Below are 26,051 nucleotides of genomic sequence, written 5' to 3' on the forward strand. Positions count from 1 at the left end.
CTGCTTTATTTTTACATTTTTTCTGGTGCATCTAATAAAAAGGCTTGCAATATTTTCTGAATGATTATTCTTATACACTCTATTATATTTAGCATAACATATTGTGCATTCTTTTCAAGTTTTCTAAACAAAGTTTTTTCTTCTATTTTATAGAAAAGTTCACTTAAATCTATCCCATATAAAAAAATCGTTTCTAGATCTTTGTGAATCACTTCTTCATAAATACAAATTTTTTTTAGAATTTGTTTTTCTAAAGATGAAAATTTATATTCTACTAGATGGATTTTTTCATCCATATTGATTCCCTCTTGTTTGAATATTTTTATGATAGAATAAATTCTACTATGCACATATTGCATAGAAGCTATTTTTTCTTTAGAAGAAGTCTTTACATAACTTTGAATATATTCTTCATCTATAAACTTTAAAGGTATTTTCATCAAATTTTTTTGATTCAATTTTTCATATAAAGCATTGGCATTGATAAAAAAATTTATAAATCCTGGAGAGATCACAACTATATCTTCAAAAATATAATTATCTTTTAATTCTTTTGTAATTTCATTTGCAATTTCTATAGGTTCTTTATGAAGCTCTTTAGAAAGTTTAAATGCAATATTACTTGTATAGTCTCCATGAGAATATTTTTTAGGAATAGTTACTTCAATAGAAAAAGGTAATGCTTCATACTGATATTTTTTGCATACTATTTTTTTAATTTGATCTTTTATTATGTTCATCTTCATCTACTTTCTATTGATTATTCTATTACATAATAGTAATATTGAGTTTGTTTTGACTTTCTGTGATTCCTTCTAGATTGATAAAATACTCTATCTGCACCCCACCTTTTTTTGCATCTGTAATAGAATAATTCATATCTTTTGTTAATACTTCCATATCAAAGACTCCATAAGGAGTATGATAAAGAGTTGTATATCTTTTTCCTTTTTCAAATACAATTTCTGATTTTAAGTTTCCAAATCTTTTCATATAAATTTTATCTTGAGAAAGTTTTACAGTGGTTGTACATCCTTTCATTCCTGATACTTCCGTTTCTTCATACACTAAATAAACTGCATTTTCTTTTTCATAGAGTTTTCCTTCTGTCACTAATTCTATTTTGTTTTCTTCTCCATCCATATCTATTTGCATGCCTTCTATTCTTAGCATAATATTTTTCATTGGTTCACCTCATCTATCTATCTTTATATCTTTTTATTGCAAGGTTTATCAATTCATCAATTAAATTTTCATAAGAAAGTCCTGTTGCCTCCCATAAAAGAGGATACATACTATATTTTGTAAATCCTGGCATAGTATTCACTTCATTAATGTATACTTTCAAAGAATCTTTTTCTACAAAAAAATCTACTCTTGAAAGTCCTGATCCATCTATAGCTTTATAGGCACATATAGCCATTTTTCTTATTTCATCAGACTTTTCTTTTGGAAGATCTGCTGGAATAACAAGTCTAGATTTTTGATCGTCTGAATATTTTGCTTGATAATCATAAAATTCATGAGAAGGTAATATTTCTCCTAAAACAGATGCTTTTGGATGATCATTTCCCAAAACAGCACATTCTATCTCTCTTCCTTGAATATAAGCTTCAATAATAATTTTTCTATCATGTAAAGATGCTGTATTGAGTCCCTTTATTAATTCTTCCCTGTTATGGGCTTTACTAATCCCTACACTAGAACCTAAATTAGCAGGTTTAATAAAAACAGGATAAGAAAATTCTTCTTCAATTTCTTTTATGCATCGATCTATATCTTCTTTTAGTTGATATTTCATTACAAATGTATATTTTCCAACCGGAAGCCCTTCTTTTTCAAATATTTTTTTACTAAGAATTTTATCCATTCCTAAAGAAGAAGCCAAAACTCCTGCTCCTACATATGGAAGGTCTGCCATCTCAAGTAGTCCTTGAATGGTACCATCTTCTCCAAATGGCCCATGAAGGACTGGGAATACTACATCTGCTATTTCTTTTAATTTTGATTTTTTTCCATTCATAGGAATAATAGAAAAAATTTCTTCTCCTTGATTTTTTGATATTTCTTCCCATTCTCCTGTCTCAATTTTTTCAATAGGTCCATTATATATCATCCAATTGCCTTCTTTTGTAATTCCTATAGGAAAACAATTGTATTTTTCTTTGTTCATAGCTTTAATTACAGAAGTTGCAGACATTAAAGACACTTCATGTTCTCCTGATTTTCCTCCAAATATTACTGCTACATTTATTTTATTCATACTTTAGCCTCCATATTAATTCTTTAATTCATTACTATTCTATACTTATCATTTTTATTAATCAATTTATTTTATATAAAAAACAGCTAAAAATTTTAGATGTTTCAACTTACTATAAATTATTTTTACCAAAGTTATAAAAATAAGGAACATTTATTGAGAATTTGTGAAAATACAGAATAAGGAAGAAAATTATTAGCATTACACTGTTTGAGCATAGCGAGTTTGTAATGCTATTTTCGACCGTTTCTTTATATTTTCCAAATTTGAAAATGAGTGACGTTTTTTAAGCAACGGAAATCTTGAATGAAATGAAGAGATTTCGTTGGCGCCATGAGCTTGCAAATTTTATAACTTTGTCATAAATAAAACAGCTAAAAATTTTAGCTGTTTTATATCATAAGTGTTCCTTTTTCACTTTTAATGCCCTTTAAAATCTTTTCTTCCTCTCCTGTATCTGCATTAATATATATTAGAAATTGATCACCCTTATAAGAAGCCTCAAATTCATAACAATAAATTTCTCCAAAGGAACTTGTAGGAATAATGCAAAGGCTAGGCTCTTTCTCAACTTTTGCACGAATATTTACTTTTTCTCTTGCTTGTTCTTTTGTCATTTTGGGAGGCTCAATATTTCTTTTGTAATTGGTAGTTAAAAAATGAGTGGAATCAAACCCTACAATTTCTCCATTGTCTAAAGCAATTTTTACTTTCACTAAATCTGGATACATAAGTACATTGTCTTGCTTGTATACATAATTAATCAGCAATACCCCATCATATTGTAATGTATAAGTAGGAACTAAATTTAAAAATCCTTTTTCATTTAGAAATTTGGATGCATGCTCTATCCCTTGCTCAGGAGATAAGGTAGCTTTTTTTACCTCTCTATTATTTAAAAGCCATGCTACATATCCATTTCTTTGACTAATATCAATATATACAGGATTTCCTTTTCCCTGTTTTTGATTTTTAGGAATGACTTCAAAGCTATACGTATCAATTCTTCCTTGTCCATTTGTTATTTTTTCTACTTTATCAACTTTTCCTCCTCCTAAAAAAGCAATTACCTTTTTTTCTGCTTCTTTTTGAGTAATTTTATTTCCCTTAAGCCTTGGTCTCATTCCCTCAATCACATGTTCTGAAAAAGGTCCATCATAAATAAGTTCCGGGTATTTTACCATTCTTTCTTCAAATTGATTAAATTTAAGCTGAACAGCATTTTGTTCTTCTGCTTCTTGATTCAATTTTTTGCTACCTTTTTTTCTTAATTCATTTTCCCAAACCACACCTTTTAAAGCTGTTTTTTGTAGATCATGTAAATCCTTTGAAAGATCTAGTGCATAATTATGAAGTTGTTCTAAATTATTAATTTCCTTTTCTCCCAAAACTTCATTATTAATACTTCTCTTGGCCATAGCAAAAGTATAGTCTCCCAATTGACTTAAAAATTTTTCAGTCTTTGTAATATCTCCATGTCGAATAGGAAGTTGTGATAATTTTTCTTGGGCATTGTATGCATTTTGCCATATATCTGAATACAAAACTATATTTTCTTTTTTCTGAGAAGAAACAATGAGTTTGGATAAATCTGTAGTAATGGTCTCTACACTTCCCATTAAATCATAATACATTCTTTGAAATTGATTATCTAAAAAAGTATAATATTCTTTTTTTTCTGCTTGTTGATTATATCCCCATATACCTGTTCCAATCAAAGCTACAGCAAGAATAAGGGGAAGAATAAATCTTTTCATTCATCTACCTCCTTAATTTCCAAACCAATGTTTTCCTATTTTTTTTATTACTTCCCTAGACCAAATCCACTTGCTTGTAGCCGTAGCTGGATTCCAATAATATAAACATCCCCCCGTAGGATCCCATCCATTCAAAGCATCTCTAGCAGCTTTAATACAACTATCATCTGCTGGAAGATTGATTTGTCCATCACTTACAGCAGTAAAGGCTCCAGGTTGATAGATGACTCCTGCAATTGTATTTGGAAAAGATGGATGCCTCGTTCTATTTAGCACAACAGCTCCTACCGCTACTTGTCCTATGTAGGGTTCTCCTCTTGCCTCTCCTGTTATTGCTTTTGCCAATATATTTACCTCGTCATTCCTAGAAGTCCCGCTATTACTAGCTTGATAATCTTTAGATGTAGCAGGCTCCTTTACCGGCAAGCCTATTTTTTTTGCAGTTTCATATCCTACTACTCCATCTACAGCAAGTCCATTTTTTCTTTGAAAAGCCTTTACAGCTTCAAAGGTTCCCCCTCCATATACACTATCAATAGGTCCATTATAATATCCCCATTGTTTTAATTTGGTTTGAAGTGTTTTCACTTTTTCTCCACTAGAACCCCAATATAGAGTTTCTTGTGCACTCCCTATATGTAAATAGGTTTGTATCACAATAGTAGTACAAAAAGTTAATAAAATAATTAATATAGTAACTTTCTTTTTACTTATAGTCATGTATATCCTCCTTTCATAGATTAATTTTATTTTTTGTTAGATTCTACTCAATTATTCAACATTTAACTATGTGGTTATTTTTAGTAAAAAAAATGAGGAAAATTTCCTCATTTTTTTGCCATTCTATTCAATTTTGTTTTTGCCTCTTCTAACATTTCTACCACTTTAAATTTTAATTTAATAGGAACTTCTCCCTCACTTTTAGCCGTACGAATCATATTAAATTCTTCTTTTGTAAGGACATTCATCATCTCTTTTTCAGTTTTTTTATCCGTTAATCCATTTTTCATATCAATAAAGCATAGAGGAGGAAACATAACACACCACCAATTTTGCCCTTCTCCTTTTCCAATCACTACTCGTAAAGCCTCATAATTTCCTGCTGGAAGAGTAATAGATCCATAATTTTTGGTAGGGAAATCATAATCTCCTAAAGAAGCTACGACTTTGTAACTTTGATTATTTTTTTGAATTTCATTTTCAGCAATAGTTTCTATTTCCTTTATATTCTTTTGAATGATTCTCCTACTTTCTTCTAGACTTTGAGACTTTTCAAATTTTGGATTCATTGCTTCAATAATTTTATCTCTAACCTTTAATTTTAATTCTTGATCCTTTGGATCATCACTATTTGCAAGAACATGAAATCTTATTAAATGATCTTTGTAGCTTTGCTGATTGTCATATACATCTTTGGTAAAATAATAAACACAAGAAGAAATACTAAGTACAAATATAATTCCTATCACCCATAACTTTTTATTTTTCCATATATACATATTCATAAAAATCCCCCTATCTGCCAATTTATCATCTTACTTTCAGTATTAACAAATAAGGGAATTTTTAAACCAACTTTTATATATTTTTCCTTAAAATTTATCTTGTATCTCCAATCCTCCTTATGATTATTTTAGAATTTACTTTTACTTGAGTTATTGGAAAAATTTCACTCCAATCTTCTCTTACTTCTTTCCAAATATTTGGTTCGTATTTTCTTAAATATTCTCCACTTTGTACAAGATCTGTTTGAAAATCTTTCTGGATTTTTTTATATAATTTCTCTATAGCTTGATTTAATTCCATTGATGCTTTTTTTTGTACCCTCTTAAGATATGTATCATCTAAAGGCTGATTTCTTACTTCAAATAGATGTTGACTTAACTCTGTTTCTACCTCTATATCAAATGATGTATAGATTTGTCCATTTTTTTCATATACTTTCATTTTTGTATTTGAATTTGTTACTTTTAAAGGAAGTCTAATATTGTCTACTTTTGTATTTAAAATTCCTCCATTAATCTTATTTAGCATAAACATCATCTTTTCTGTTTCTTGTTCTCCTAGCCATCCTACCAACTTGAAATCTTTAAGGACTGCCGACCCTGCAACTTTAATTTCATCTTTAGAAGCCATCATCCTAGGAGTAACGGCAGCTTTACTTTCATGTAAGCTTTTTAATACATATCCTAAATCCGCATCTGGAATCCTTGGAGTTACTTTTTTTCTACGCATCACTTCTCGAATAAAAAGTCCTGGTCCTAATTCATCCTTTACTTTTACCTTTACCACATCTTCAGCATTTCCTCTTGTATTCATAAGATATATCTTTCTTCCAATAGCAGGACTTCTTTCAATATTATCTAATACTTCTCTTACAAAGATTTCATCTTGAGCAAGCTTTTCTCCTAATACAATAGCTTGTGTTTGTCTAAAATTTAAAGTTCTTCCTGTTCTTGTTTCAAATTCATCCAATATATCCTCTAAATTATCTCCTACTGCACTATATACATATTTAGCATCTCCTTGTCCTTTTTGAGCTAAAAGTCCCGTATTCGGGTAAGAAATCGTTACGAGATATCTATTTTTTACTTGATCTATTTTTTCTTCTTCAGTGTTTTCTATTTTTATTTTATTTTCTTCATATTTATCAATACCCACAATAGCTACAAATGCCCTTTTCTCAATTTCAATCTTATCCCAACAACCTGTGAGCAATAATATACTCATCATACATAATAAAACTTTTTTATACACCACCTTTTCCCCCTTCCTTCTTTTTGATATAACTAAGCAGTAGTAAAATAGAAGGAATAATCACCATATGCAAAGTACCTAAATAATATGAAAATTTATCTGCATAATCTCCTAATTGAGCAATATTTTCTGGAATTAATGCAATAAAATAAATAAAAGGAATCAAAAACAATACCAAATAATTTTGTTCTTTTGATTTAAATATTCGACTCAAGGTTAAACTCGCACCAAAATAAAGAGGCACTACCGTCATAAATACAGTAATAATCCACACAGCAATGACAAATATCTGGATATTCTCAATAAATGCTCCTGGCAAATCAATAGTCTTAAAAAGTTCTAAAGACGGCCATATAATATGAGTTGTTTCAACAAGTCCAAATCTCGAAACTGTTACCACTACTATAAACATATAAATCCCTGCTACAATTAATACAGATAGATCTATATCTTTTTTTATATTTTCAGGATCTACAACAAAATTTGCACATACCATAATCATTTCTATTCCAACAAAACTAAAAAATGTAATAGGAATAGCTTGAATGATTTTAGAAATAGGAGTTTTAAAAACTGGAAGTAAATTACTAAAATGTAATTCTCCTAAAACAGGTATAGTAATCAATATAGCAAATATAATTACAAATGGAAAAAGTAGTTGTGCCATTCTAACAATAGATTCTATTCCACTCCTTACAAGATAAGTAGCTGTTAGTAAAAGAGTAATCATTAATACCTCAATAGGTGTATTAAAAAGTAAATAAGCTTTTGTAATTTCTCCAAATATTCTTAATTCAAAGCTTGTAAAAATAACAAGGTATATACAAAAAGACAAAGCAATCAAAGTTCCTAAAATCTTTCCTACTAAAGAATTACTATATTCAACCATATTTTGAGGATAAAATTTTTCTACTAAAGTAGTAAAAATTCTTCCTATTCCTAACGCCAACAATACGGTAATTGATAAAACAATCCATCCATCAGGTCCAACTTTCTCTGTAAGACTTCTTGGAATCGTTAAAATTCCTACTCCTACAATAGTAATACTAATCATCATTCCCAATTGAAAACTTGAAATTTTATCATTATTTCTATTCATCTTTTTCTTCCTCCCCTATAGCTACCGTTGTATCTCTTAGTCTATCATTGTCCCTCCTATGTAAAAATTCAGGTCTTTTTTTCATAAATCGAAGAGGTGCTCGAATCAATACATCTTTAAAATCCTTAAATGTAGTTTCCGTAGCTACAAATGGACTTAAATATGGAACTCCAAAGCTCTTTAAATTACATAAATGAATTAATATAATAATCAAACCTAATATAATCCCATATAATCCAAATACTCCTGCTAATATCATAAGAGAAAATCTGAGTATGCGAAAAGCAATAGCAAAGCTATAGTTTGGAGTTGTATAAGCAGCCATTGCTGTAAGTGCTACAACAATCACCATCAAAGGACTTACAATTCCAGCTTGAACTGCCGCTTGACCTAACACCAACCCCCCTACAATCCCAATGGTTGATCCTATAGGTCCTGGAAGCCTGACTCCAGCTTCTCTTAATAGTTCTAAAGAACCCTCCATAATAAATGTTTCAATAAATGCAGGAAAAGGTACATTCATTCTACTTCCAGCTACATACAAAGCCAGATCTGTAGGTAGCATTCCAGGATGATAAGAAGTAATAGCTATATAAAGACTTGGAAGAAACAATGCAAATACAATAGATATAAACCTTAAAATTCTTAAAGCAGATGCAATCAAAAACCTTTCACTATAATCCTCTGGAGATTGTAATAAAGTAACAATGGTTGCAGGAATCAAAAGAACAAAAGGAGTATTATCTACAATAATAGCTACCCTTCCTTCTAATAATGCAGCCGAGACAACATCTGGTCTTTGCGTATTCTGAATTTGGGGAAAAGGTGACTTCCACTGATCTTCTATAAATTGTTCTATGTATCCGCTTTCTAAAATGGCATCAATTTTAATTTCATCCAATCTTTTTTTGACCTCTTTTAATATGTCTTTATTTACAATCTCTTCTATATATAAAATAGCTATATCTGTCTTTGATCTTTCTCCTATCTGCATTTGTTTTATTTTGAATTTAGGATCACGAATTCTCCTTCTTACTAAAGCAGTATTAATTCTTAGTGTTTCTACAAATCCTTCTCTTGGTCCACGAATAACTGTTTCTGTTGAAGGTTCACTAATAGATCGAAACTCCCATCCTTTTGAAGCAATAACAAAAAACTTGTCCCATTTGTCTACGATCAAAATCGTATCTCCACAAAGAATTGTATCAATAGCTACATTCATATCATCAATCTCTTTTATATCTGCTACAGAAATAGATTGTTTTTTGATTTCTTCAAAAAGTTTTTCCTTCATCAAATGAGGTTCTTTTAAAATATCAGAGGATAAAAGCATCAAACTTTTTAAAACATATTCCTGTAAAAGATCTTTGTTGGATATACCTTCTGCATATACAAGTGCAAAATTCATTTTTTTATCTTTCATAGGTTGAAATTCTCTATAAATCACATCATCACAATTACTTAAAATTTCTTTGATTGTATCTAAATTTTTTTGGTAGTCTTCTTTAATTGGAATTTTTACTTTTTCTTCTTTAGGCTGAAATAAATCATCAAAAAAACTCATAAGAAAATAGCTCCTTTCTTCATACTATTTTAAGAACAATATAAACTCCTATTCCGCCTATAATATATACTAGCCCTACTCCTTTACAAATTTTTGCTTCCCTATATAATTTCTTCTTCTTTAAATTTTTACTATCTATCCATAAAGAAAAAAATCCTATCCCTAAAACTAAAAATACCAAATACAAAGAATAAATATCCTTTAGTTTTTCATAAAAATATAAAATTATTTTTTCCAAGTTTCATCACCCGCTTTTCAAAGTCTATAATATAATATTTACCTTTTTTGAAAGGGATATACAAAAAAAGAACAGCATTTGCTGTTCCTCAAACTATTGGCAAACTATATTTTAGCAAAGTCATAAAATTCGAAACCATTATTGAGAATTTGTGAAAATATAGAATAAGTGAGAAAATCATTAGCATTACACTGTTTGAACATAGTGAGTTTGTAATGCTATTTTCGATCGTTTCTTCATATTTTCCAAATTTGAAAATTGGTTACATTTTTTATGACTTTGTATACAAGATAAGGAACAGCATTTGCTGTTCCTTTTTTAAATTATTCATTATATGTTTTTACAATATATACTTGATTATATATTTTACTTAAATTTTCATAAGCAGATTTTGCTTTATTATAATCTTTGTAAATTCCAAACACCGTAGGACCACTTCCGCTCATTATACTTCCTAATGCTTGGTATTCTAACATCTTCTTTTTAATATCTTTTATAATAGGATGCATACTTTCCGTTACAGGCTCTAATACATTACATAAATTTTCAGAAAGAATCTTTATATCTTTATTTTTTAGAGCCTCAATCATAACTTCCGTCTTAGGATGATCTATAATTTGTTCTACATTTAAATTACCATATACACTAGCCGTTGAAACACTTATATTAGGTTTACATAAAACAATCCATTCCTGAAATCCTTGTATAGAAGTTAATTTTTCTCCTATTCCCTCTGCAAGGGCTGCTCCTCCCAAAATACAAAATGGAACATCTGCCCCTAAATTCACCCCTAAATCCATCAATTCTTTTTTGGTAGCTTTAAGATTAAAAAGTTCATTCATTCCAATCATAACTGCTGCTGCATCTGTACTTCCACCTGCCAGTCCTGCTGCTACAGGAATATTTTTATGAATGTAAATTTCAATCCCTTGTTTAATACCAAAATGATGAATCATAAGCTGTGCTGCCTTATATGCAATATTCCCTTCATGATTGGGTATATATTCACAATTTGAATTTAAAATAATTCCATTTTTAATAATTTTCAAACTAATTTCATCATATAAATCGATTTGCTGCATAATCATCTTCACTTCATGATATCCGTCTTCTCTTCTTTTTAGAACATCTAGTGATAAATTGATTTTTGCTCTTCCTTTTATTTCTAATTTTTCCATTTTACTCACCTCTTTTGTTCTTTCGTATTATTTTATCATTTTTTCCGTATCATTGTACATAAAATAAAAAAGCCTATAAGTTTATAGGCTCTGACTGCTGACAAAGTATATTGTAGCAAAGTCATAAAATTCGCAAGCTCATGGCGCCAACGAAATCTTTTCATTTCATTCAATATTTCCGTTGCTTAAAATTCGGAACAATTATTGAGAATTTAGTGACGTTTTTTATGACTTTGTCTACAAACTTAAGCCTATAAGTTCATAGGCTTTTAAACTAAGTTTTTAAAACTCATATACAAAAGTTTTTTGAATCACAATCTGATCTCCAGGATAAATAGAATCTGCCTTTTCAATATGATTGGTTTCAATCAATTCCTCCACAGTGGTATTATATCTCTTAGCAATCTTCCAAATTGTATCTCCTGGTTGTACATAATATATAGTAATACTTGGTCTTTTGCTCATATCTACTTTTTCATCTAATTCTTGTGCATCTACAATAACTTCTATTTTCATTTTTTCTTTCACTGTACAATTGGCTCCTATGTTGATTCTTACTTCTATTTGTTCTGGATTAATTAAACTATAATCTATATCATAAGTATGTAGTTCTACTTCTGCCTCCATGTTTTCCTTTGCTTTAGGAATTTCCACAAAGTGTCTAAAAGGAATTTCTTGTGCAAAATTCTTGACTCCCTTTTCTTCATCTTGACATAAATACAATACATTTGTTTCTAAAACACCTTCTATGATTACTTTTTCATCATTTAAAGTCATATCTGTCATGACAGGCCTTGCATTCACATGAAGCACCTTCAAAATTTGTAATGCATCGTCAGGTATATCTAGCATTTCTTTTACAATCACATTTGCTGTATTATCGCCTACTTTTTCATAAAAGAAAACAGGTTTTTTATCTATTTTTAAAACCTTTGTTGGAGAATATGCATCCACTAAAACTTCGTTTTGTTCTATCTCACTTACTACTGCATCAATCTTAATTACAGCTTCTACTTCTACGATTCTTTTATCTCCATCTACATTTTCTTTGATCTCTGTATATACTTCATCTCCTTTTAACTTAATTTTGCTTTCCATATCCTTCATAGCATTGGGGATTTCAACAAAATGAGTAAAAGGAACTTCATTTCTCATTATACATAAAGAATTCTTTTCATCATCTCCAACATACAAAGTATTGATTTTAACTACTCCACCTACAATAACCTTTCCGTCTGTAACCTGCCTTTCTTTTTCTACAGGATAAGCATCACATTTTACGATTTCTAAGATATCTGGCATACTTTCATCAATTTCAATTTTTTCTCTTACCATAGTCTCAGATTGGTTTGATCCTACTAGATCTTCATAATATATATTTTCTTTTAAAACCTGTACATCTTCTAAACCTTCTATCTTTCTAAGTACTTCCATTTTCGTAGTATCCATGCTTTTTCCTTCTAAATCCACAACTGCTTTAATCCCTATTTTTCTTTCATTGACTATATAAGAATCAATATGTTCTATAAAGGCACGAATATCCGTTCTCATATTAGGCTCTGTAGCTGGAATATCCATACTTTGATTAAAGCCTGCACTAGCATTCATGCCATACACAGGATACTCCCCTGTATCTGCAACATAAAGTATTTTAAAATTTATGACACCCTCTATGTTCACTTTATCCTTAAGAATTTCTTTTCCTGTAATACTAATATCACCATCTACAGATATAATTCTTGAAATATCAGGTTTTATATCCGGCACTAATATTTCTCCCTCTACAAGTGCTTGTGTATCCCCTCCACCAATTACTTGATCTATCTTTAGTAAATCTCTCATTAATTCCATAGCCATTGATTTTCCTCCTCCTTTAGTCCCTAAATCACACTACTATTTATCTCTTTCTATACTTATGATGAAGTACATAAAAAAAGAAGTGAAAAATAAATTTTTCACTTCTTTTTTAGAAATTTCTCTCCTTCTATAATCATTCTCTCAACATTTTCTTTAGCAGGAGATCCTTGTGACTTCTTTGATTCTATACAATTTTCTATTTTAATCACTTCAAAAATATCTTCTGTAAATACATTTGAAAATCCTTTCAATTCTTTTAGTGTTAAATCTTCAATATTCTTACTCGCCTCAATACAATAAAGAACTATTTTCCCTACTATTTCATGAGCACTCCTAAAAGCTACTTCTTTTTTCACAAGATAATCTGCTACATCTGTAGCATTCATAAATCCTTCTTTTGTATTCTTTTTCATCACATCTTTATTTACCTTCATTGTTAAAATCATTTCATTAAAAATATCAATACAAATGCTTACAGTTTCAATGGTATCAAATAAGGGAATTTTGTCTTCTTGCATATCTTTATTATAAGCTAGGGGTAGTGCTTTCATAATGGTCAATATATTGAATAGATTGCCATAAATCCTACCTGTTTTCCCCCTAATTAGCTCTGCTACATCAGGATTTTTCTTCTGTGGCATAATACTGCTCCCTGTACTATAAGCATCATCTAGCTCTATAAAGTTAAATTCAGCACTATTCCAAATAATCAATTCTTCGCAAAATCTGCTAAGGTGCATCATAACCAATGACATATCACTCATAAATTCAATAATAAAATCTCTATCACTTACTGCATCTAGTGAGTTTTCACATATATGAAAAAATCCAAGCTCTTCTTTTAAAAATTCTAAATCTGTATGATAAGTAGTTCCTGCCAAAGCTCCTGCCCCTAGAGGCATCACGTTGACTCTTTCATAGCAATCTTTTAGTCTTAAATAGTCTCTTTTAAACATTTGAAAATATGCCATCATATGATATCCCAAGGTAATAGGTTGTGCTCTTTGAAGATGTGTATACCCTGGCATAATCGTACTTATATGTTCTTTTGAAAGTAATACGAAAGTATTTAATAAATTTTTTAGTTTTTTAGAAATGCTATCCATTTCATCTTTTAGATATAATCTTAGATCTACTGCCACCTGATCATTTCTACTTCTTGCTGTATGAAGTTTTTTTCCTACTTCTCCAATACGATCCGTAAGAAATTTTTCAATGTTCATATGAATATCTTCATAGGCTGTTTGAAATATTATTTTTCCTTCCTCAATATCTTTTAAAATCTCTTGTAGTCCTTTTATAATCTTTTGTCCTTCTTCTTCTGTAATAATATTTGAATGCTTTAGCATTTTTGCATGAGCGATACTTCCTATAATATCATGCTTATAAAGTTTTTGATCAAAAGATATAGATGCATTAAATTCATCTACAATACTTGCTGTATTTTTTAAAAAACGTCCTCCCCATAGCTTCATGTTTTTATTTCTCTCCTTTTGAGTTTTTTTCATTCATCAAAGCACGGATTGTCAAAGGCAGTGAAAATAAGTTAATAAAACCTTCTGCATCCTTTTGATTATACACATGATCTTCTCCAAAGGTTACAAATTCTTCATTATACAATGAATAAGGTGAATAAGATGCAACGGGCGTGCAATTTCCTTTATAAAGTTTCATTTTCACCTTTCCACTCACACACTCTTGCGTACTATCCACAAATTTAGATAATGCAAGTCTAAGAGGCGTAAACCACAATCCATCATAAACAAGCTGTGCATACTTTTGTGCTACTATTTTTTTATAATTTAAAGTATCTCTATCTAAAGTAAGCTTCTCTAGTGCTTGATGTGCTTTAAAAAGCACCGTCCCTCCTGGTGTTTCATAGATTCCACGGGATTTCATACCTACTAATCTATTTTCAATAATATCAATCATTCCTACTCCATTCTCACCAGCTAATTGATTGAGTAGTTTCATCATAATTACTGGATCATAATCTCTTTCATTTATTTTTACAGGAATTCCTTTTTCAAACTCTATTTCTACAAAAGTAGGTACATCAGGAGCATTTTTAGGAGATACACTCATCATATATATACTCTCATCATGCTCATTCCATGGATTTTCCAAATTTCCTCCCTCGTGACTGATATGCCATATATTTTGATCCCTACTATAAATTTTTTCTTTTGTAACCCCAATTTGAATATTATGCTTTTTTGCATATTCAATACAATCTTCTCTAGATTTTAAATCCCACATTCTCCAAGGAGCAATAATTTTAAGATGAGGATCTAACGCTTTAATGGTGGCTTCAAAACGAACTTGATCATTTCCCTTACCTGTAGCACCATGAGCAATGGCAATAGCCCCCTCCTTTTGGGCTATCTCAACTAGTTTTTTTGCAATCAATGGTCTAGCAAAAGATGTACCCAATAAATAATCATCTTCATATACGGCAGATGCCTTAAGAGTTGGAAAAATATAATCCGTAATAAACTCTTCTACAACATCAATTACATAAACATTTACAGCTCCTGTTGCTAATGCTTTCTTCTTTACTTCCTCAAAATCTTCTTGTTGACCTACATTGACACATACAGCAATCACATCCATTCCATGTGTTTCCTTTAGCCAAGTAAGAATAACAGATGTATCCAATCCTCCAGAATATGCTAAAACTGCTTTTTCTTTTTTCAAATGAATTTCCCCTTTCTAATTTATATATTGAATATATTATAACAAAAATTTATAATTATTCAACATATTTATTCAGATTATTTTATAATTATTCACAAGCGTTAAGATATAAATAAAAAAAGATGAAAGCAAATGCTTTCATCTCAAAAAACAAAATACCTTCTGGCTTCCCCAGAAGGTTATTATCGTTAACTAGCTTGGATTTTTTTGTCATTGTTGCATAAGGTAATTTCAACTGTTTCTGTAAGTATATCTGAATAGCTGTAGGAAACTCTTCTTACCGTATTATATCCACCGTCTATACACACTACAAAGATGTCAGGGTAAGTTTCTTCAAGAATACCTTCTTTTACGCAGATCTTCTTTCTTCCTTTGTTGGCTTTTAATCTTACTTTTTCCCCAACAAGGTGTTCTACATCTCTTTTGATCCTAGCCAAATCATTCTTTTGAGCCATTGAATCACCTTCTTTCACATAATACAATACTATCATATCATATTACAGAACAATTGTCAAACACTTGACCTATTATTATATAATGGATATTTAATATTGTCAATAAACGTTTTAAGTTCCACAAGGAAAACATTTGCACTTTCATGTCCATACTACACGAAAATAGAAGAACACTTAGTTCTTCTACCCATAAGAGTAAAATCTTATTAAGCCTGTAGCCATAGCTTCTGCAATTTTATCTTGTGTTTTTTCTTCTCTTAATTTTTTTTCTTCTTCTGGATTCGTAATAAAGCCAACTTCAATATGAAGAACACTAGATTTTACTTCTCTAAGAAGATAGAATTCAGCTATTTTTGTTCCCCTTTTGATCAATCCTACTTTTTTATGGATTTCTTCTAAAATAAGATTTCCAAGAATTTCTCCCTCTTCATCTCCTCTATAATGATAAACTTCACTTCCTGATATATTAGAATTTAAAAAGGAGTTTTGATGAATACTTATAAAGAAATCAGGTCTTACCTCCTCAGCTAATTTGGCTCTTTTCCCAAGCGGAACATAAACATCTTCTTTTCTCGTTTCATATACTTTTGCTCCTAATCCCCTAAGCTTTTGAGCAAGCTTTAAAGATATACAAAGATTTACATCTTTCTCTCTCAGTCCTGTAGGTCCATATACATCTTCTGTATTTATCCCTCCATGACCTGGATCAAGTACTATTATTCTCCCCGTTAAAGGTTTATTTATACTGGGTTTATCAAAGTTTTTGATTTCTACTCCTGTAAAATAATATTTTAAAATTTCTTCTGCACTTTTTCCACTTTTAGCCATAGAATTTGCACCATACTGACAAAGGCCTAACCCCTCACCCTTTCCTTGCATTTCAATTTGAAAAGCGATAGGCTTCCATCCAAATCTTGTTAAATATCAACAAGAACAATTTAATGTCTTATTTTATAATGAATGATAATATCATTTTCTTCAAAAACTTCTATTTGATCTATCAATTGAGTAAAGATAAGTCTACGAAACTCATATTTACTCCATAGCTTGCTTATGGTTTTTTCCATATCTATTTTATTTTTATGACAAGGTTTATAATTATTCTTTTCATATAAAAAATTTTTCCTTATTAAAAGATTTTCTTTATCACATTGAAATTCTTTATATAAATAAAAAAACTCTTCTTCTGAGATATTTTTTTTCACCTTATCTTCATATAATGATTTTAATATATGTGTACTTTCTGCTAATCTTTTTTCTATAGTTGCCAATTCTTTTTCAACGCTTTTTCTTTGTTTCTGATGATAGACTATTTTTTGTAATTCTTTTTGGAATTTATCTAAATCCACAAACTTATTGACCAGATCCTTAACATCTTTTATGACCATTTCCTCTAACTTTTTTTCTAATATAGAATGTCTAGTGCATTCTTTTTTTCCATACTTTTTATAGGTAGAACATATTAAAAAATAATAACCCTTTGGCATTTTGTAATATGTCATATATCCTCCACAATCTCCACAAAAAGCTAATCCACTAAAAGATTTGACACTTTTTTTGGCTCCTTTATATTTTTTACTCTTTTGATTCATTAAATTTCTAACCATTTCAAAGGTTTCCTTTGAAACAATAGGATCATGAGTATTTTTTATGCTCAACCAATCTTCTTCCTTTAATCTTTTAATTTTTTTAGATTTATAATTAATTTTTTTAGATTTTCCTTGAGTAAGATCTCCTGTGTATGTTTTATTTGTAAGTATATTTTTGATAGTACTATGACACCATTTTGAACTTTTCATCAGAACTGGATTATAGTTTTTTATCTTTTTACTTTTATACACAGAGGGGCAAGGTATTTTCGAATCATTAAGCCATATACATATAGCTTTTAACCCCTTTCCTGATAAATATAGATCAAAAATCTTTTCAACCACCCAAGACGCTTCTTCATCTATCATTAAATGCCCTTTATGATTAGGATTTTTTTCGTATCCATAAGGAGCAAAAGAACCTATAAATTTTCCTTCTTTTCTTTTTAAATCTAATACACTTCTTATTTTTTTACTAATATCCTTTGAATAATAATCATTCATAATGGCTTTAAATGGAGTGATATCATCATTGATACCCTCTTCTTTTGTATCTACCCCGTCATTTAAAGCAATATATCTTATACCTGACTCTGGGAAAAATTTTTCTATATAAAATCCTACTTGTATATAATCTCTTCCAAGTCTACTCATATCTTTTGTCATGACAATAGATATATTTCCCCTTTTTATATCCTCAATCATTCTTTTAAATTCTGGACGATCAAAATTTGTTCCTGTATATCCATCATCTATATAGTAGTCATATACATGCCAATAATTTTCATCTGCATATTTTTTTAACATATTCATTTGATTTTCTATAGAATTAGATAAAAGATTTTCTCCATCCTCATTACTTAGTCTACAATATATTCCTACACTTTTTTTATAGTCTTCTCCTTTCATTATATTTACCTCCTTTAAAGACTTACTTTAAATTTATGAGGTGTGTTTTTAAATTATACTTTCATAAAATAAAGACCTGCTTTAAAGCAGGTCTTTATTTATTCTTATAATCTTTATATATTTTATCTAAATTCTTTAAAGGTGAATAATCTATCACTTTATTTTCATCTAACCCTATCCATTCTAATTCATGTAAATTTTTTAAAGGTTCTATATCTATAATTTTATTGTTATTTAAGTTCAATTCTTTTAAATGTATTAACTTTTTTAAAGGACTTATATCTTCAATACAATTATCTCCTAAATCCAATTTTTCCAAATGAATCAAGTGAGTAATAGGATCAATATCTTCAATTTTATTTTGATTAAAACTTACATTTTTTAACGAATATAATTCTTTCATTCCTGTTATATCCTTTATTTTGTTCCTCTCGGCATGCAATATCTCTAATTGTTTTAAGTTTTTGATACCATTTAAATTTTTTATATCCAATCCATCTACATAAAGTTCTTTAAGATTATCAAGCTCATTTAAAGTACCTATATTTTTAGGAAAAGTATATCCTTTTATATTTTGATTATAATTTAGATTATCTTCTATATGAAGAACTTCTAAGTTTTTTAAACTTTTTAAAGGACTCACATCATCTACTCTACATTCTCTCATGTTAAGCACATGAAGATTCATTAATGTTTCTAAAGGTACTATATTCTTTACACCTATATTACAACTTATATCTAAATCATTTAATTTTTCTAATTTCATAAGAGGGGTCAAATCTTTTATACTGTCTCTTGTATAACTGATCATGCTTTTTGATATATCTAGTTTTTCTAAAGAATATAAATTTTTTATAACATCTAAAGTATTTATATTTGTATCACTTATATTTAATTTCTTCAAATTTTTCAATTCCATCAAAGGTGTAAAATCTACTATTTGCCTTTGAGATAAATCTAATTCCTCTAAATAAGGTGAAGTTTTTACATAATCTATATGGATATTTACTCCTTTTGTAATCTTAAGCTTTTTTAGATGTTTTGGTAAAATAATATTTTCAGATTTATCATTTTTAAAGGATATATGAAGTTCTTTTAGGTTTTTATACTCCTTTAAAAAATTTAATTTTTCATCGTCTACATTATAAATCCATAAAGTTTCTAATTTCTTCAATGCTTTTAGTTCTGAATAGTCTTGTAGATTTTTACAATCCATCTCTAATTTTTTTAAATTCTTTAAGTTTTCTATTCCATCTAATATTCTCACTCTTTTTCCAATAGATAATTCTTTTATATTCTCTAAATCCTTTATAGAAATTTTTTTATTATGCTGATCTAGTGTTTGTATGATGTTTTTCTCCAAGTATAAATCTTTAATAATTTTATCCTTTTTTATATAATTACTAGTATAAAAAACAATAGGCACTACAAGTAATATACACAATCCTTGTATAAGCTTATGCTTTATCTTCCTCTCTGCAACAACCCCTATTATGCCTATTACAATAATAGAATTTGTTATGATACTTTCATCCATATAATAAATAGATAACTTTTTGAATAAATAATATATAGAAAACAAAGCAATTACTGCAATACTTCCTATCCTATTTTCTTTATGCTTTATATTTATAAATGCAATACATATCATTATACAAGCAAGAAACCATGCTGTGTCTCCACTTTTTATATTTGTAATGACATACATAAGTAAAATAAGCTTTTCTAAAATAGACCTTAATCTATCTTTCCATGTTATATCTTGGGTATCCTCCATATTTTCCTCCCATATATTTAGGTATCAACTGTACTTTTTCACTTTTCCCATTTTCAAAAATTCAAGCTTTGTTTCTGTTAATATGACCCCAGAAAATATTACAATACATCCTAACATCATTTTCATAGTCAATGTTTCTCCTAATACTAATACTGCCAACAAGCTTCCAAAAACAGATTCCAAAGAAAGTATAATAGCTGTATGAGAAGCTTCTGTATATTTTTGGGCAACATTTTGAATCGTATATGCAAAGACCGTTCCTGCCAAAGCTAAATAAAGCATAGCCTTCATAACAGAAGGATTAAGATTTAAAGTAAATGGTTCAAATATCAAAGCGGATACTAAAAATAGTATGGCTGCTACTCCAAATTGTACAATACTTAGTACAATAGGTTCTTTGTCTTTTGAAAAATATTCAATAGCTACAATATGAAATGCAAAGAAAAGAGCGCATGAAAGAGTTAATATATCTCCCTTATTCAATGTACTTAAAGAAAAAGATTCATCTATAGTCAACAAGCCTATTCCTATAATCGCTAAAAAAGCCCCTATCATAGAATACATGTCTGGTCTTTTTTTATAGATGATCCAAGTTAAAAAAGGAACCATTACCACATATATAGTAGTTAAAAAAGATTGCTTAGCTGCAGTTGTATAAATAAGTCCTATAGTTTGAACGGCTAAAGCAATATACAAAAATATTCCAATCACAACTCCTCCAACAAATTCTTCTTTTGTAATTTTTTTTAGTTTTTTATGAAATATAATAGATAATAATGCAGTAGCTACTATAAATCTCATAGCCATTAGACCCATAGGTTTCGTTTGAGACAAAACATCCTTGATCACTACAAAAGTAGATCCCCAAATAAAAGCAACTATCAATAGAGCTAAATCTGCATACAATGTTTTTTTCTTCATTTTCATCCCCCTATTCTTCATTTGCATATCTATTTTTCTCTTCTTTTCCTCTATAGTATACCAAATAAATCCACTACTTCCCATATATAGCATATAAAATGTTCTTAATGAACATTAACACTTGTTGAATTTAAACCCAATAAATTCATCATTTCTATTCCTTTAAATACGGTTCCCCCAATCTTTGCACAAACCACTCTTCCTTCTTCATCTCTTTGAACGTCTTCTATAATTCCCTCTATACAAGATCCCTCCAAAGAACTCGGAGGAAGAGTTTTTATATTTAATCTTTTCTCCATTTCTTTTATGGATAAAACCCTCGACTCCTTATATCCAGTAGCATCCCTGCACCCATCACACAATACTTTCCTCAAATATAGTGTTTTGTTTCCTATTACCTTTTCAGAATTCTCCGTAGAACCTCCGCAAATCAAGTGATATTTAGGTTCAATAGGTTTATTATTTATAGTAATAATTTTTTCTTGCGTTTCCTGTACAGCTTTTTGAATTCTATCCCAATTTGAAACAAAATCTTCTTTCCACTTTTCTTTTAATTCATCTATATTTCCAACGACTCCACAGTGTCCACTTGTACAGACATCTGCTCCTTTATATTTAGAACATCCTTCTCCTCCAAATATTTTTGAATTTTTCATTAAAAAAGTTCTATCCATAATCGCTTGTGCCTTTAAAGCTTCTATTTGAAAATCTATAGGGATTTGAGCAGCTACCATAAGCTTAACAACTTCATCCATCTCCATAAATACTATTTTCTTTTTGATATGGTCATATATTTTAACAAAAATAGATTTTTCCTCATTCAAATTCTAGCCCTCCTTCAATCCTAACCTTTTGTTATTTTCAACATTTTATATATAAATAATAGGTCTACACAATAGACTAGTATGGAGTGTAGAAAATAAATAAAGAAAGATCTAAAATTGATTTAGATCTTTGCACACTTTTTCTAAAATTTGAGATAAAGTTTTATTTTCTCCTTTCACATATTCTTGCATTACTTGAATTTTTAATTTTCCTGCCTCTTCTTTATCCCATATGATATATGCAAACCAAGATACAAGCCCTAAATCTAAAAAATCCTCTGTAATTAATCCTCTCATAAAAAAAGAAGATTCCATAGTAAAAATACTATCAATCATTGTCTGTCGTTGTTGTTTTGTCATTCTTTTGCAAACTTCAAAGTCTGTGCAATAATCAATTTTATAATAAGCCACTTCTTCTGGAATAAAAATACCGTACTGATTTTTAAACATTTTCATATTTCCAATGTTTTCACTTAATACTCTCTTATATCCTTCTTCATATTCTTCTTTTGTCAAGTGTCCAAAAACCCTACAAACTAAAGGTCTAACAGGATAAATTACACATTTTCCAGACTCATCTAAAAAAGGGCAATGGGTCTTGTCTACCATCTCTAAAAAATAATATTTTACAACATTAGGCAGAATTTCTTTATAAAGTTTAGACCTATTCGTTAAATAATGGATGATATTTAAAAACTCTACAAAATGGGTAGATACAGATTCCATACAACAATTTGTACAACCTAAACACCTTCCCGTAGGAATCGTATTATAAATTTTATTTAATCGATCAAAATAATCAGATTTTTGAGCAAATTTAATAGATTTTTCTATATGTTTATGATTAAGTTTCATTATAGTCTCCTTTTTATATTTTTACCAAATAAAAAAGAGGATGCCCTAGAGCTCCTCTTTTTATACATAAATTATACTTATTTTCTTTCTACGACTAGAGCTGTTCCCATTCCTCCACCGATGCATAGTGTTGCTAAACCACGTTTTGCATCTCTTTTTTCCATTTCATGAAGTAATGTAACTAAAATTCTTCCGCCACTTGCTCCAATTGGATGTCCGATAGCAATCGCTCCACCATTTACATTTACTTTTTCCATATCAAGATTTAAATCTCTTGCTACTGCAATAGATTGTGCTGCAAATGCTTCATTTGCTTCTACTAAGTCGATATCTTCAATTTTAAGACCTGCTTTTTCTAAAGCTTTTCTACTAGATGGAATAGGTCCTAATCCCATTACAGATGGATCTACACCTGCAGTTGCATTAGATACAATTGTAGCTAATGGTTTGATTCCAAGTTCATCAGCTTTTTCTTTTGACATGATTACAAATGCTGCTGCACCATCATTGATTCCAGATGCATTTCCTGCTGTTACAGTACCATCTTTTTTGAAAGCTGGTCTTAATTTTCCAATAGATTCTGCTGTTACGCCTTCTCTGATGAATTCATCTTGATCAAATATGATTGTTTCTTTTTTCTTTTTGATTTCAACAGGAACGATTTCATCTTTAAATCTTCCTTCTTTTCTTGCTTTTTCTGCTCTGTTTTGGCTTCTAGCTGAAAATTCATCTTGTTCTTCTCTAGTAATTCCATATTGCTCAGCAATATTTTCTGCTGTAATACCCATATGATAATTGTTAAATGCATCCCATAGTCCATCTTTGATCATTTCATCAACGAACTTTGCATCTCCCATTCTATGTCCCCATCTTGCTTTTTCAACTACATATGGAGCATTACTCATTACTTCTGTTCCTCCAGCGATAACAATATCATTGTCTCCTGCTGCAATAGTTTGAGCAGCTAATGCTACTGATTTTAATCCAGAACCGCAAATGATGTTTATAGTTGTTGCTGGAATTTCTACAGGAATACCTGCTTTTACAGCAGATTGTCTAGCAACCCCTTGCCCTTGTCCTGCTTGTAGTACACAACCAAATAAAACTTCACTTACTTGCTCTGGTGCAACCTTTGCTCTGTTTAAAGCTTCTTTAATTACGATAGCTCCTAAATCAGCCGGTTTAAAGTCTTTTAAAGACCCTCCGTAACTTCCTACAGCTGTTCTTACTGCACTTGCAATAACTACTTCTCTCATGGAATATTCCTCCTTAATATATATCAATTATAATGTCAAATTTACGCAAATATATATTATGCAAGATTCATGCCATGTATTTTTTCTTCATATTTCTTTGTTTTCCCTCTATTTCTATCACATTTTTACTATTTATTACATATCAATTGTCGGTTTTTCTGAACATATTGTTCTTTTTTCTGTACATTGTGCTTGCTTTTAAGGACATGTTATCTTAGAAGAATTTTCGAAATCATATTCTATGACTATTTTTTTATCATGAAAAACTTCTATTCTTTTTATAAATTTGCAAAGAGTCATTCTATCTAAGTTTTTAAATCTTAATAAATCATATATATACTCTTTCCATTCCAGTATATCCTTTTTAAATTTTTCTTCTATTCCTCTTTTATTTTCCTGTAATAATTCTTCCTGTTCTTGTATCCTATGAAACTTTTCTTGATAAACCTGTTCATCGATCAAATTTTCTATCAAAAGATCTAACAATCTATTTTTTTTATTTTTAAGTTTTTTTATAGATTTTTCTATATGATCTATTTTTTTATTTTTTTCTTCTTTTTTTATTCCCTCTACAATCTCCAGTATGATACCCTCTTCTTTTTTTATATGATTTGTAATCATTCCTTGTAAAGATGTTCTAACTATATGTTCCAAATCTTTTTCATGTACATAAGCTCCTTGGCAATATTTTTTTCCCATTTTATTTACTTTCCCACATAAATAAGCTTCCTTATCTTTCTTAAAGTGCATTGAACTTTTACATTCTCCACAAATTAATAAATTTGAAAAAAGATATACTCCTTTTGAACCCTTGTTCTTCCCATTTTCTTTTATTTTTTTTTGTACTTCTTCAAATGTTACTCGATCAATAATTCCTTGATGTGTATTTTGTATCTTTATCATATGATCTTGACTATATATAGAATTTATTTTCCCCTTATTTTGAACCAAATCTCCCACATAGAAAGAATTGGATAAAATATTTCGAATGGTACTTTGATGCCATATCAAGCTGCTGTTTTTCTTATTAGCTATTTGACTAGGTGTAGGATATCCTTTGTCATTTAATTCTTTTGCAATTTTATAAAATCCATTTCCGCCTAAATACATAGAAAATATCTTTTGTACTACATAAGTAGATACATCTTCTGATGGAATCATTTGATTCTCATGTTTCATATACCCATAAGGTGGATGACTCCCATTATAGCACCCTTTTTTTGCCCTGCATAATTTCCCAAATCGAATACGCTCCCCTATTTTTTCAGATTCCTTTTGTGCCATGGATAAAAGCAAAGTAAACATAAATTCATCGTATTCTTCTGAATCAAATCCATCTTCTATAGTTATGAATCTTATATTTCTAGATTTTAAATCCCGAATCATGGTAAGTCCTTCCAAAGTATTTCGAGCAAATCTTGATATGGATTTTGTAAGGACAATATCAAATTCTTTTTTTTTACTGTCTTCTATCAAATTTTTTAATCCTTCTCTATTTTTTATACTTTTCCCACTTTCAATATCTTCATAAATTTTGTACATTTTCCATTCTCTTTGTTTTGTATATTTTTCAAAAAAATTTTTCTGATGTGCAAGACTACTCTTTTGTATATCCATATCTGTAGAAACTCTTACATATACAGCACATCTCAAGTTTATTCCTCCTATTTATTTTTTAATTTTAGAATAATGAATTCTTTTACTATATCTCTTAAATCCTTCTCCCCTGTAAATTTTTCAATGACTTTATCTTTTTTCTTCATCCCATCCTCTCCTTTCACCACTTCACTAGTATCCTATAGGGTGAACTGATTAAACTAAGCTGTACTACATAATATGTATAAAAAGGAGAAGTGGTGCATATTGCATGATTTGTAAAACATTTAAGAATCAAGATGCACTTTTACTATTTAAATCTAAAAATATCATTACTTCATTTAGACAAAAGATCAAAGATCATTACATATATTTTCTCATTTTATTCAAAATTCAAAATAAATTTATTGAAATTATTGAATAAATAAGTTATTATGTATATTAATACATGTTGAAAAA

24 protein-coding genes are annotated in these 26,051 nt (G+C 29.4%); 1 reads left to right on the top strand and 23 read right to left on the bottom strand.

The genetic code is table 11. The annotated features are described in order from the left end of the window. Positions 1–11 precede the first annotated feature (11 nt). The 23 genes from BN2409_RS00890 to BN2409_RS01000 all read right to left on the bottom strand — a co-directional run bounded on the left by BN2409_RS00890 (position 12) and on the right by BN2409_RS01000 (position 25,649). Complete coding sequence (locus tag BN2409_RS00890) at positions 12–746, bottom strand: DALR anticodon-binding domain-containing protein (protein ID WP_110942863.1); 735 nt, start codon at positions 744–746, stop codon at positions 12–14. Positions 747–768: 22 nt separating this feature from the next. Continuing rightward, complete coding sequence (locus tag BN2409_RS00895) at positions 769–1,185, bottom strand: YwiB family protein (RefSeq protein ID WP_053954779.1); 417 nt, start codon at positions 1,183–1,185, stop codon at positions 769–771. A 13-nt stretch (positions 1,186–1,198) separates the two neighbouring features. After that, entirely contained in the window at positions 1,199–2,263 is a 1,065-nt protein-coding gene (locus tag BN2409_RS00900; protein ID WP_053954780.1) for a D-alanine--D-alanine ligase, read from the bottom strand. A 392-nt stretch (positions 2,264–2,655) separates the two neighbouring features. Further along, positions 2,656–4,020, bottom strand: a complete 1,365-nt coding sequence (gene ypeB, locus BN2409_RS00905; protein WP_053954781.1) for a germination protein YpeB — start codon at positions 4,018–4,020, stop codon at positions 2,656–2,658. A gap of 12 nt (positions 4,021–4,032) precedes the next feature. Next, on the bottom strand, positions 4,033–4,740 hold the full coding sequence (gene sleB, locus BN2409_RS00910; RefSeq protein ID WP_053954782.1) for a spore cortex-lytic enzyme: 708 nt from the start codon (positions 4,738–4,740) through the stop codon (positions 4,033–4,035). 107 nt (positions 4,741–4,847) lie between these two features. Next, a complete protein-coding gene (gene spoIIR, locus BN2409_RS00915; protein WP_242847890.1) occupies positions 4,848–5,525 on the bottom strand; it encodes a stage II sporulation protein R in 678 nt (225 codons plus the stop codon). A gap of 94 nt (positions 5,526–5,619) precedes the next feature. Beyond that, entirely contained in the window at positions 5,620–6,777 is a 1,158-nt protein-coding gene (locus BN2409_RS00920; protein ID WP_053954783.1) for a Ger(x)C family spore germination protein, read from the bottom strand. Then, entirely contained in the window at positions 6,770–7,876 is a 1,107-nt protein-coding gene (locus BN2409_RS00925) for a GerAB/ArcD/ProY family transporter (RefSeq protein WP_053954784.1), read from the bottom strand. The genes BN2409_RS00920 and BN2409_RS00925 overlap by 8 nt, the downstream gene beginning before the upstream one ends. Beyond that, positions 7,869–9,440 carry a spore germination protein gene (locus BN2409_RS00930; RefSeq protein WP_053954785.1) on the bottom strand — a complete coding sequence of 524 codons (1,572 nt, stop codon included), beginning with the start codon at positions 9,438–9,440 and terminating at the stop codon, positions 7,869–7,871. The genes BN2409_RS00925 and BN2409_RS00930 overlap by 8 nt, the downstream gene beginning before the upstream one ends. A gap of 19 nt (positions 9,441–9,459) precedes the next feature. Next, on the bottom strand, positions 9,460–9,678 hold the full coding sequence (locus BN2409_RS00935; RefSeq protein ID WP_053954786.1) for a CLC_0170 family protein: 219 nt from the start codon (positions 9,676–9,678) through the stop codon (positions 9,460–9,462). A 323-nt stretch (positions 9,679–10,001) separates the two neighbouring features. Further along, positions 10,002–10,856, bottom strand: coding sequence for a 4-(cytidine 5'-diphospho)-2-C-methyl-D-erythritol kinase (ispE, locus tag BN2409_RS00940; RefSeq protein WP_053954787.1), 855 nt, complete (start codon positions 10,854–10,856; stop codon positions 10,002–10,004). A gap of 282 nt (positions 10,857–11,138) precedes the next feature. Next, positions 11,139–12,713, bottom strand: coding sequence for a DUF3794 and LysM peptidoglycan-binding domain-containing protein (locus BN2409_RS00945; protein WP_053954788.1), 1,575 nt, complete (start codon positions 12,711–12,713; stop codon positions 11,139–11,141). Between the two features lie 98 nt (positions 12,714–12,811). Further along, a complete protein-coding gene (gene argH / locus BN2409_RS00950) occupies positions 12,812–14,188 on the bottom strand; it encodes an argininosuccinate lyase (protein WP_053954789.1) in 1,377 nt (458 codons plus the stop codon). A gap of 4 nt (positions 14,189–14,192) precedes the next feature. Beyond that, on the bottom strand, positions 14,193–15,410 hold the full coding sequence (locus BN2409_RS00955; protein ID WP_053954790.1) for an argininosuccinate synthase: 1,218 nt from the start codon (positions 15,408–15,410) through the stop codon (positions 14,193–14,195). 188 nt (positions 15,411–15,598) lie between these two features. Next, positions 15,599–15,865: a Veg family protein gene (locus BN2409_RS00960; protein ID WP_053954791.1), complete on the bottom strand. Its 267-nt coding sequence runs from the start codon at positions 15,863–15,865 to the stop codon at positions 15,599–15,601. A gap of 183 nt (positions 15,866–16,048) precedes the next feature. Then, positions 16,049–16,744: an N-acetylmuramoyl-L-alanine amidase family protein gene (locus BN2409_RS00965; RefSeq protein ID WP_053954792.1), complete on the bottom strand. Its 696-nt coding sequence runs from the start codon at positions 16,742–16,744 to the stop codon at positions 16,049–16,051. A gap of 59 nt (positions 16,745–16,803) precedes the next feature. Beyond that, positions 16,804–18,363: a recombinase family protein gene (locus BN2409_RS00970; RefSeq protein ID WP_053954793.1), complete on the bottom strand. Its 1,560-nt coding sequence runs from the start codon at positions 18,361–18,363 to the stop codon at positions 16,804–16,806. A 94-nt stretch (positions 18,364–18,457) separates the two neighbouring features. Further along, entirely contained in the window at positions 18,458–20,140 is a 1,683-nt protein-coding gene (locus BN2409_RS00975; RefSeq protein ID WP_053954794.1) for a leucine-rich repeat domain-containing protein, read from the bottom strand. 24 nt (positions 20,141–20,164) lie between these two features. Continuing rightward, positions 20,165–21,061 carry a DMT family transporter gene (locus BN2409_RS00980; RefSeq protein ID WP_110942865.1) on the bottom strand — a complete coding sequence of 299 codons (897 nt, stop codon included), beginning with the start codon at positions 21,059–21,061 and terminating at the stop codon, positions 20,165–20,167. Between the two features lie 104 nt (positions 21,062–21,165). Next, complete coding sequence (locus BN2409_RS00985) at positions 21,166–21,885, bottom strand: SpoIID/LytB domain-containing protein (RefSeq protein ID WP_053954795.1); 720 nt, start codon at positions 21,883–21,885, stop codon at positions 21,166–21,168. A 111-nt stretch (positions 21,886–21,996) separates the two neighbouring features. Next, entirely contained in the window at positions 21,997–22,740 is a 744-nt protein-coding gene (locus BN2409_RS00990; RefSeq protein ID WP_053954796.1) for a YkgJ family cysteine cluster protein, read from the bottom strand. Between the two features lie 77 nt (positions 22,741–22,817). After that, entirely contained in the window at positions 22,818–23,996 is a 1,179-nt protein-coding gene (locus tag BN2409_RS00995; protein WP_053954797.1) for an acetyl-CoA C-acetyltransferase, read from the bottom strand. A 198-nt stretch (positions 23,997–24,194) separates the two neighbouring features. Next, positions 24,195–25,649 (bottom strand): recombinase family protein, encoded by a 1,455-nt coding sequence (locus BN2409_RS01000; RefSeq protein WP_053954798.1) that lies wholly within the window; start codon positions 25,647–25,649, stop codon positions 24,195–24,197. Positions 25,650–25,863: 214 nt separating this feature from the next. Here BN2409_RS01000 and BN2409_RS17080 point away from each other — a divergent pair, with 214 nt between their 5' ends. After that, entirely contained in the window at positions 25,864–26,016 is a 153-nt protein-coding gene (locus BN2409_RS17080; RefSeq protein ID WP_199872886.1) for a hypothetical protein, read from the top strand. Positions 26,017–26,051: the final 35 nt, after the last annotated feature.

Source organism: Inediibacterium massiliense (assembly GCF_001282725.1).
Lineage (GTDB): Bacteria > Bacillota > Clostridia > Peptostreptococcales > Thermotaleaceae > Anaerophilus > Anaerophilus massiliensis.

What these genes read in the sequence shown, in the direction of transcription:
- BN2409_RS00980 (WP_110942865.1), bottom strand. Translation starts at nt 21,061, where the DNA reads ATGAAGAAAAAAACATTGTATGCAGATTTAGCTCTATTGATAGTTGCT.
- ypeB (WP_053954781.1), bottom strand. Translation starts at nt 4,020, where the DNA reads ATGAAAAGATTTATTCTTCCCCTTATTCTTGCTGTAGCTTTGATTGGA.
- BN2409_RS00965 (WP_053954792.1), bottom strand. Translation starts at nt 16,744, where the DNA reads ATGCAAGGAAAGGGTGAGGGGTTAGGCCTTTGTCAGTATGGTGCAAAT.
- argH (WP_053954789.1), bottom strand. Translation starts at nt 14,188, where the DNA reads ATGAAGCTATGGGGAGGACGTTTTTTAAAAAATACAGCAAGTATTGTA.
- BN2409_RS17080 (WP_199872886.1), top strand. Translation starts at nt 25,864, where the DNA reads ATGATTTGTAAAACATTTAAGAATCAAGATGCACTTTTACTATTTAAA.
- BN2409_RS00925 (WP_053954784.1), bottom strand. Translation starts at nt 7,876, where the DNA reads ATGAATAGAAATAATGATAAAATTTCAAGTTTTCAATTGGGAATGATG.
- BN2409_RS00970 (WP_053954793.1), bottom strand. Translation starts at nt 18,363, where the DNA reads ATGAAAGGAGAAGACTATAAAAAAAGTGTAGGAATATATTGTAGACTA.
- BN2409_RS00995 (WP_053954797.1), bottom strand. Translation starts at nt 23,996, where the DNA reads ATGAGAGAAGTAGTTATTGCAAGTGCAGTAAGAACAGCTGTAGGAAGT.
- BN2409_RS00990 (WP_053954796.1), bottom strand. Translation starts at nt 22,740, where the DNA reads ATGAAACTTAATCATAAACATATAGAAAAATCTATTAAATTTGCTCAA.
- BN2409_RS00945 (WP_053954788.1), bottom strand. Translation starts at nt 12,713, where the DNA reads ATGGCTATGGAATTAATGAGAGATTTACTAAAGATAGATCAAGTAATT.
- BN2409_RS00890 (WP_110942863.1), bottom strand. Translation starts at nt 746, where the DNA reads ATGAAGATGAACATAATAAAAGATCAAATTAAAAAAATAGTATGCAAA.
- ispE (WP_053954787.1), bottom strand. Translation starts at nt 10,856, where the DNA reads ATGGAAAAATTAGAAATAAAAGGAAGAGCAAAAATCAATTTATCACTA.
- sleB (WP_053954782.1), bottom strand. Translation starts at nt 4,740, where the DNA reads ATGACTATAAGTAAAAAGAAAGTTACTATATTAATTATTTTATTAACT.
- BN2409_RS00960 (WP_053954791.1), bottom strand. Translation starts at nt 15,865, where the DNA reads ATGGCTCAAAAGAATGATTTGGCTAGGATCAAAAGAGATGTAGAACAC.
- BN2409_RS00900 (WP_053954780.1), bottom strand. Translation starts at nt 2,263, where the DNA reads ATGAATAAAATAAATGTAGCAGTAATATTTGGAGGAAAATCAGGAGAA.
- BN2409_RS00930 (WP_053954785.1), bottom strand. Translation starts at nt 9,440, where the DNA reads ATGAGTTTTTTTGATGATTTATTTCAGCCTAAAGAAGAAAAAGTAAAA.
- BN2409_RS00895 (WP_053954779.1), bottom strand. Translation starts at nt 1,185, where the DNA reads ATGAAAAATATTATGCTAAGAATAGAAGGCATGCAAATAGATATGGAT.
- spoIIR (WP_242847890.1), bottom strand. Translation starts at nt 5,525, where the DNA reads ATGAATATGTATATATGGAAAAATAAAAAGTTATGGGTGATAGGAATT.
- BN2409_RS00975 (WP_053954794.1), bottom strand. Translation starts at nt 20,140, where the DNA reads ATGGAGGATACCCAAGATATAACATGGAAAGATAGATTAAGGTCTATT.